General features: G+C 49.4%; 1 protein-coding gene. It reads right to left on the bottom strand.

The features are described 5' to 3' along the window. A partial coding sequence (locus B7723_RS00035; RefSeq protein ID WP_142358070.1) for a DUF1542 domain-containing protein occupies positions 1-949 on the bottom strand: 949 nt, incomplete at both ends.

Genomic DNA, 949 nt, shown 5'->3' with positions numbered 1-949 from the left:
GCTTGCTTGGCTGCTGGCTTACTTTGCGCAGTTGGGCTGACTGCGTTGACCTCAGTTGTTCCAGTTGACTTAGCCTGGTCGACTTCTGCATTTGTGGTCGCAGCGTCAATGTTCTTCTTAGCCTCATCAGCTTTCGCCTTGGCATCTGCCTTCGCAACAGCTTTCTCTTCGTCCGTCAAATCGGTACGTGAATCAATGGCTGATTCCTTAGCTTTCAGCGCATCATCGATTGCTTGCTTGGCTGCTGGCTTACTTTGCGCAGTTGGGCTGACTGCGTTGACCTCAGTTGTTCCAGTTGACTTAGCCTGGTCGACTTCTGCATTTGTTGTCGCGTTGTCGATTGCTTGTTTCGCTGTATCTGCTTTCGCTTTGGCATCTGCCTTCGCAACAGCTTTCTCTTCATCCGTCAAATCGGTACGTGAATCAATGGCTGCTTCCTTAGCTTTCAGCGCATCATCGATTGCTTGCTTGGCTGCTGGCTTACTTTGAGCGGTTGGATTGACTGCGTTGACTTCAGTTGTTCCAGCAGTTTTAGCTTGCGATACTGCTTCATCTGTGGTCGCAGTGTCGATGTTTCTCTTAGCCTCATCGGCTTTCGCTTTGGCATCTGCCTTCGCAACAGCTTTCTCTTCATCCGTCAAATCGGTACGTGAATCAATGGCTGCTTCCTTAGCTTTCAGCGCATCATCGATTGCTTGCTTGGCTGCTGGCTTACTTTGAGCGGTTGGATTGACTGCGTTGACCTCAGTTGTTCCATCATTCTTTGCTTGATCAACTTCTGAGTTTGTCGTCGCAGTGTCAATTGCTTGTTTCGCTGTATCTGCTTTCGCCTTGGCATCGGCTTTCGCTGCAGCTTTCTCTTCATCCGTCAAATCGGTACGTGAATCAATGGCTGCTTCCTTAGCTTTAAGGGCATCATCAATCGCTTGCTTGGCTGCTGGCTTGCTTT

It is taken from the genome of Streptococcus oralis subsp. oralis (genome assembly GCF_002096435.1).
GTDB lineage: Bacteria > Bacillota > Bacilli > Lactobacillales > Streptococcaceae > Streptococcus > Streptococcus oralis_AA.
Note: the sequence above shows the minus strand (reverse complement) of the source record. Positions and strands in the feature narration are given on the sequence as shown.